General features: G+C 70.6%; 6 protein-coding genes and 1 pseudogene. All 7 read left to right on the plus strand.

The window, feature by feature from the left end; all coding sequences use genetic code 11:
- On the plus strand, nt 1-445 hold a 445-nt coding region (locus ACTS11_RS13610), incomplete at its 5' end, for a cupin domain-containing protein (RefSeq protein WP_442640847.1).
- 4 nt (nt 446-449) lie between these two features.
- A complete protein-coding gene (locus ACTS11_RS13615) occupies nt 450-2,021 on the plus strand; it encodes an ABC transporter substrate-binding protein (RefSeq protein WP_442640848.1) in 1,572 nt (523 codons plus the stop codon).
- 61 nt (nt 2,022-2,082) lie between these two features.
- Nucleotides 2,083-3,111, plus strand: coding sequence for an ABC transporter permease (locus ACTS11_RS13620; protein ID WP_442640849.1), 1,029 nt, complete (start codon nt 2,083-2,085; stop codon nt 3,109-3,111).
- Nucleotides 3,108-3,941 (plus strand): ABC transporter permease, encoded by an 834-nt coding sequence (locus ACTS11_RS13625; RefSeq protein ID WP_442640850.1) that lies wholly within the window; start codon nt 3,108-3,110, stop codon nt 3,939-3,941. Before ACTS11_RS13620 ends, ACTS11_RS13625 begins: the two co-directional genes overlap by 4 nt.
- Nucleotides 3,938-4,819 (plus strand): ABC transporter ATP-binding protein, encoded by an 882-nt coding sequence (locus ACTS11_RS13630; protein WP_442640851.1) that lies wholly within the window; start codon nt 3,938-3,940, stop codon nt 4,817-4,819. The genes ACTS11_RS13625 and ACTS11_RS13630 overlap by 4 nt, the downstream gene beginning before the upstream one ends.
- Nucleotides 4,816-5,613 carry an ABC transporter ATP-binding protein gene (locus tag ACTS11_RS13635; protein WP_442640852.1) on the plus strand — a complete coding sequence of 266 codons (798 nt, stop codon included), beginning with the start codon at nt 4,816-4,818 and terminating at the stop codon, nt 5,611-5,613. The genes ACTS11_RS13630 and ACTS11_RS13635 overlap by 4 nt, the downstream gene beginning before the upstream one ends.
- Nucleotides 5,610-5,793, plus strand: a pseudogene (locus ACTS11_RS13640) (GAF domain-containing protein); the annotation flags it as partial. The gene ACTS11_RS13635 and the pseudogene ACTS11_RS13640, both read left to right, overlap by 4 nt.

Here is a 5,793-nt window from a genome sequence, read left to right on the forward strand (position 1 = left end):
CCAGACCCCGATGGGCGCCTTCCTGACCCAGCCCGAAATGGCCGGCGGCACCACCCGGCGCGACGACCGCGCCACCTATTCCGTCGATGCCTCCGGCCCGTCCTACGAACGGCTCTCGACCAAGTTCCCGGGATCGCAGCTCTGTTCGGTGATCTTCCACGAGCCGCCCGGCCACCGGAGCGAGCCGATCAGCCATCGCGGCGAGGAGATGTTCTTCGTCCTCGCGGGCGAGGTCACGGTCGAGATCGAGGGGCGGATCGAGATCCTGCGCCCCGGCGACTCGATCCACTTCGCCAGCACGCGCGTCCATTCCACCTGGAACCACACCGACGAGCCGGTCTCGATCCTGTGGTGCGAGACCATGGACATCTTCGGCGACGCGCCCGGACCCATCCACAACAGCGCCTCGGTCAACGAGGCCGGACCACAACCCCAACAGGAGTGAAGAGATGATCAAGACAGGGACCATGCTGGCGGCGGCGCTCGCCGCGGCCACCGCGCTCGCCTCGCCCGCCTTCGCGCAGACCGTGCTCAGGCTCGACGAGGTGGCGGTCGGCGAACTCGACCCGGCGAAGGCGTCGGACTACGCGGACTCGATCCTCATGTTCAACGTCTACGACACGCTCGTCCTGCCGAACCAGGGCGCGCCGGGCCACCAGCCGCATCTGGCGACCGGCTGGGAGATCGACGGCGCGACCTATACCTTCACGCTGCGCGACGACGTGAGCTTCCAGTCCGGCAACCCGCTGCGCGCGGCCGATGTCGTCTACTCGCTCGAGCGGATGCAGGCGCTGGGGCAGGGCCTGTCCTACCTCTTCGGCGGCGTCGGCGCCGAGGCCGTGGACGACCACACCGTGCGCTTCACGCTCGAACAGCCCTACGCGCCCTTCGTCGCCTCGCTGGTGCGGCTGCCCATCGTCGACCAGGTCCTCGTCGAGGCCAACGCGACGGCGGACGACCCCTGGGGCGAGACCTTCCTCTCGGCCAACGGGGCGGGGACGGGCGCCTACCGCGTGACCTCGCACAACCCGCAGGACGTGACGGTGATGGCGAAGAACGCCGAGTACTTCCTGCCCATCGCCGAGGCCGCGCCCGACGAGGTGCGCCTGCGCTACGGGCTCGAGGCGGCGACCGTGCGCACGCTCATCTCGCAGGGCGAGCACGACATCGCCAGCCAGTGGCTGCCGCCCGAGGTGATCCGCTCGCTCGCCGAGAACGGCGCGCAGCTCTTCACCGAAAGCGGGACGGGCGCGTTCTACATCAAGATGAACACGACCCGCGCGCCGCTCGACGACGTGAACTGCCGCCTCGCGCTCGCCCATGCCTTCGACTACGGCACCGCGATGCAGATGATCGCCATCGACGACGCGATCAGCCAGGGCAGCCCCTCGACTGGCGCCATCCCGGTCGGCATGTTCGGCTCGAACCCGCCCGAGGAGGCGCTCCAGCGCGACATGGATGCGGCGCGCGAATACATGGCGTCCTGCCCCTACGCGCCGGCCGACTGGAACCTCGAGATCAGCTGGATCGCCGAGGTCCCGATCGAGGAGCGCTTCGCCCTCCTGATGCAGGCGAACTTCGCCGAACTGGGCATCTCCTCCTCGATCGAGACGCTGCCCTGGGCGCTCTTCACCGAGCGCGTGGCGAGCGCCGAGAACACGCCGCACATCAGCCAGATCTTCGTCAACGCGGTCACGGGCGATCCCGACACGCTGCTCTACGGGATGTACCATTCCTCGACGCCCGGCACCTGGCAGTCGCCGGAATACCTCAGCGATCCCGAGGTGGACGCCGCCCTCGAGGCCGGCCGCACCGGCGAGACCGACGCGGCGCGCGAGGCCGCCTACAGCGCGCTCAACGACCGGCTGATGGCCATCGCGCCGACGATCTACGGCTATGACCGGCAGTCGGTCTTCGCCGCCTCGAACCGCGTCCGCGCCCCGGCGCTGACCGATCCCGAGATGGCCTTCGGCCTGGACGGGATGGGCTTCAGCTTCCGCCTGATGGAAATGGTCGAGTAATCGCCGCGCCGACCGCCCGGACCCCGGCCACGGGGTCCGGGCTGCAACCGGGAGCGTCCCCATGTCGCCCGTCCTCCGCATCCTCGCGCGGCGGCTCGGCATCTCCGTGATCGTCCTGATCGGGGTGTCGATGCTGATCTTCGCCATCGCCCGGGTCATCCCCGGCGATCCCGCGCGCATCGCGCTGGGTCCGAACGCGACGGTCGAGCAGGTCGCGGCGCTCCGGGCCGAGATGCATCTCGACGAACCCATCCTCGTGCAATACGGCCACTTCGTCGCCGACGTGGCGCGGGGCGACCTGGGCATGTCGCTCTACACCAACCGGCCGGTCACCGCCGACATCGCGCAGTTCCTGCCCGCCACGCTGGAACTCGTCTTCGCCGCCGGCATCCTGATGGTGGCGCTCGGCCTGCCGCTCGGCATCCTCGCGGCACGCCACCGGGGGCGCTGGCCCGACCACCTGGTGCGCGTGCTGACGCTTCTGACCGTCTCGGCGCCGAGCTTCGTCTGGGCCGTGATCCTGATGCTCGTCTTCGCCTACTACCTGCCGATCTTTCCGGTCGCGGGGCGCATCTCGGACATCCACGACATCGAGCGGGTGACGGGCTTTCTCACGGTCGACACGCTGCTCGCCGGCAACCTCGAGGCCTTCGCCGACGCGCTCCATCACCTCGTCCTGCCCGCCGTTGCGCTGGCGCTGTCGGGGATCGGGCAGGCGGCGCGGCTGACGCGCGCCAACATGGTCGAGACCTACGACCGGCCCTACATCGAGATGGCGCAGGCCTACGGCTTCTTCCCCTCGCGCATCGCGCGGGTCTACGCCTTCAAGCCCTCGCTCATCCCCTCGCTCACGATCATCGGGCTCGACTTCGCCGCCATGCTCGGCAACGCCTTCCTCGTCGAGGCGGTCTTCGCCTGGCCCGGCCTCTCGCGCTACGGCGTCGCGGTGATCCTGCGCAAGGACCTCAACGCGATCATGGGGACCGTGCTCATCATCGCGATCACCTTCCTGATCGTGAACATCGTCGTCGATCTCCTGATCGCCTTCCTCAACCCGCGCATCCGCCATTCGACGAGGACGGCGGCATGATCCGGGCCTGGCGTATCCTGGCGTCCAACCCGCTGTCGCTGACGGGGCTGGTGCTGGTGACGCTGATCGTCGTATCGGCGTTGCTGGCGCCCTGGATCGCGCCCTTCCCGACGCATAACGGCGCGGTCGTGGACTTCGCCTACGCCAACCGGGGGCCGACGGCGCGCAACTGGCTCGGCACCGACCTCGTCGGGCGCGACATCCTCAGCCGCATCCTCTACGCCTACCAGATCAGCCTCGGGCTCGGGGTCGTGGTCCTGGCCATCGCCGCGCCGGTGGGGACGGTGGTGGGGCTTCTCGCGGGGTATCTCGGCGGCTGGGCCGAGGCCGTGCTGATGCGCCTCGTCGACGTGTTCCTGTCGATCCCGCCCCTCGTCCTCGCCATCGCGGTCATGGGCGTGCTCGAGCCGACGCTGACCAACGCCATGCTCGCCGTCACGGTCATGTGGTGGCCCTGGTACGCGCGGCTGGTCTATTCCATCGCCCGCTCCGAGCGCGAGGAGGGCTACGTCCTCGCCGCCGAGGTCATCGGCGCCTCGACCGCGCACATCGCCTTCCGCGAGATCCTGCCCAACTGCCTGCCCGCGATCATCACCAAGATGACGCTCGACATGGGCTTCGTCATCATCATCGCCTCCTCGCTCAGCTTCCTCGGCCTCGGCGTGCAGCCGCCGACGCCGGACCTGGGCTCGATGGTGGCCGAGGGCGCGCGCTACCTGCCGGACAGCTGGTGGCTGACGGTCTTCCCGGGCCTCGCGATCCTGCTTGCGGTCTTCGGCTTCAACCTCCTCGGCGACGGGCTCCGCGAGGTCCTGGGGGTGGAGGAATGAGCGACGTGCTCGACATCCGCGACCTCCGCCTCTCGTTCCGGGGGCTGCGCGGCCTGACCGAGGTGCTGCACGGCATCTCGCTCCGGATCGGGCGGGGCGAGCGCGTGGCGCTGGTGGGCGAGAGCGGCTCGGGCAAGTCCGTCACCGCGCGGATCGTGCTCGGCCTCCTCCAGGAGACGCGGAGCGCGCGGGTCTCGGGCCATGTCGGCTTCGACGGGCGGGACATCACGGCGATGCGCCCGCGCGAGCGCGCGGGCCTGCGCGGCACCGAGATGTCGATGATCTTCCAGGACCCGACGTCGTCGCTCAACCCGACCTTCACCATCGGCCGCCAGTTCGCCGAGGTCATGCGCCGGCGCGATCCGTCCCTCGACCGCGCGGCCTGCGCCGCGCGCGCGACGGAGATGCTGCGCGAGGTTTCGATCCCGGACCCCGCCCGCGTCCTCGACGCCTATCCCTTCCAGCTCTCCGGCGGCATGAACCAGCGCGTCATGATCGCCATGGCGCTGGTGAACGAGCCGAAGCTCCTCCTGGCAGACGAGCCGGGGACCGCGCTCGACGTCTCGGTGCAGGCGCAGACGCTGGGCCTGATGCACGACCTTGTCGCGCGGCACGGCACCGCCGTCCTGTTCATCTCGCACAATCTCGGCGTGGTGCGGGAATTCGCCGACCGGGTCTACGTGATCTACCGGGGCCGCATCGTGGAGGAGGGGCCGACCGCCGCCCTCTTCCATGCGCCCGGCCACGCCTACACGCGCGCCCTGATGGCCGCCGTGCCGCGCATCACCGGCGCGGGCCTGCCCGAGGTGCCGGAGGCGAGCGACGACTTCCTCGCGCCGATGGTCAGTCACGGGGTCGGCCACGGGGATGCGCCATGAGCCTTCTCGCCGTCCGCGACCTCTCCAGGAGCTTCGACACGCGGGGCGGAGCGGTCCACGCCGTGCGCAACGTCTCGCTCGAGGTGGCGCGGGGCGAATGCCTCGCCGTGGTGGGCGAGAGCGGATCGGGCAAGACGACGCTCGCCAACATGATCCTCGGCATCCTTGCGCCGAGCGCGGGCAGCATCCACTTCGACGGGGCCGAGCTGCCGGCCCGGCGGACGCCTGCGCAGCGGCGCGCCATCCAGCTCGTGCAGCAGAACCCGCTCTCGGCGCTGAACCCCAAGCGGAGCATCGGCGCGTCGGTCCGGCTCGGCCTCGACACCTACGGCATCGGCGCGCCCGCCGAGCGCTGGGCGCGGGTCGAGGCCGCGCTGGCCGAGGTGGGGCTCGAGCCCGCCATGCGCCACCGCGCGCCCTCCGCCCTCTCGGGCGGGCAGCGGCAGCGCGTCGGCATCGCCCGCGCGCTCGCCTGCGAACCCGCGCTGGTGGTCCTGGACGAGCCGACCTCGGCGCTCGACGTGCTGGTGCAGGCGCGGGTGCTGCGGCTTCTGAACGACCTCCGGGCGCGGCGCGGGCTGACCTACATCTTCATCACCCACGACCTCGCCGTGGTGCGCAACGTGGCCGACCGTGTCGCGGTGTTCCGCGCGGGCGAACTGGTCGAACTGGGCGAGACGGCGCGGATCTTCGCCGCGCCCGCCCACCCCTACACGCGCAGCCTGATCGGCGCGGTGCCGGTGGTGGACGACGACGAACTGGCACTCAGGACGAGACTATCGGAGGGGACATGACGGACTTCAACGCGGCGCTCGGAAGCGCGGACCAGCCGCGCGCGGCCTACGAGGCGCTGGCGCGGCTCGTGGACGAGACGGTGGGCGCCCGGCTCTTCACCACGATGGAGATCGACCGCGGGCGCGGCGTCGCGCGGCGGAGCTTCTCCAACATGCCCGACGCCTACCCGGTCTCGGGGG

It is taken from the genome of Roseicyclus sp., from assembly GCF_052168335.1.
Lineage (GTDB): Bacteria > Pseudomonadota > Alphaproteobacteria > Rhodobacterales > Rhodobacteraceae > Roseibacterium.

Excerpts from the sequence above, each read along its gene's own strand:
- ACTS11_RS13615 (WP_442640848.1), top strand. The coding sequence starts at position 450 with ATGATCAAGACAGGGACCATGCTGGCGGCGGCGCTCGCCGCGGCCACC.
- ACTS11_RS13620 (WP_442640849.1), top strand. The coding sequence starts at position 2,083 with ATGTCGCCCGTCCTCCGCATCCTCGCGCGGCGGCTCGGCATCTCCGTG.
- ACTS11_RS13625 (WP_442640850.1), top strand. The coding sequence starts at position 3,108 with ATGATCCGGGCCTGGCGTATCCTGGCGTCCAACCCGCTGTCGCTGACG.
- ACTS11_RS13630 (WP_442640851.1), top strand. The coding sequence starts at position 3,938 with ATGAGCGACGTGCTCGACATCCGCGACCTCCGCCTCTCGTTCCGGGGG.
- ACTS11_RS13635 (WP_442640852.1), top strand. The coding sequence starts at position 4,816 with ATGAGCCTTCTCGCCGTCCGCGACCTCTCCAGGAGCTTCGACACGCGG.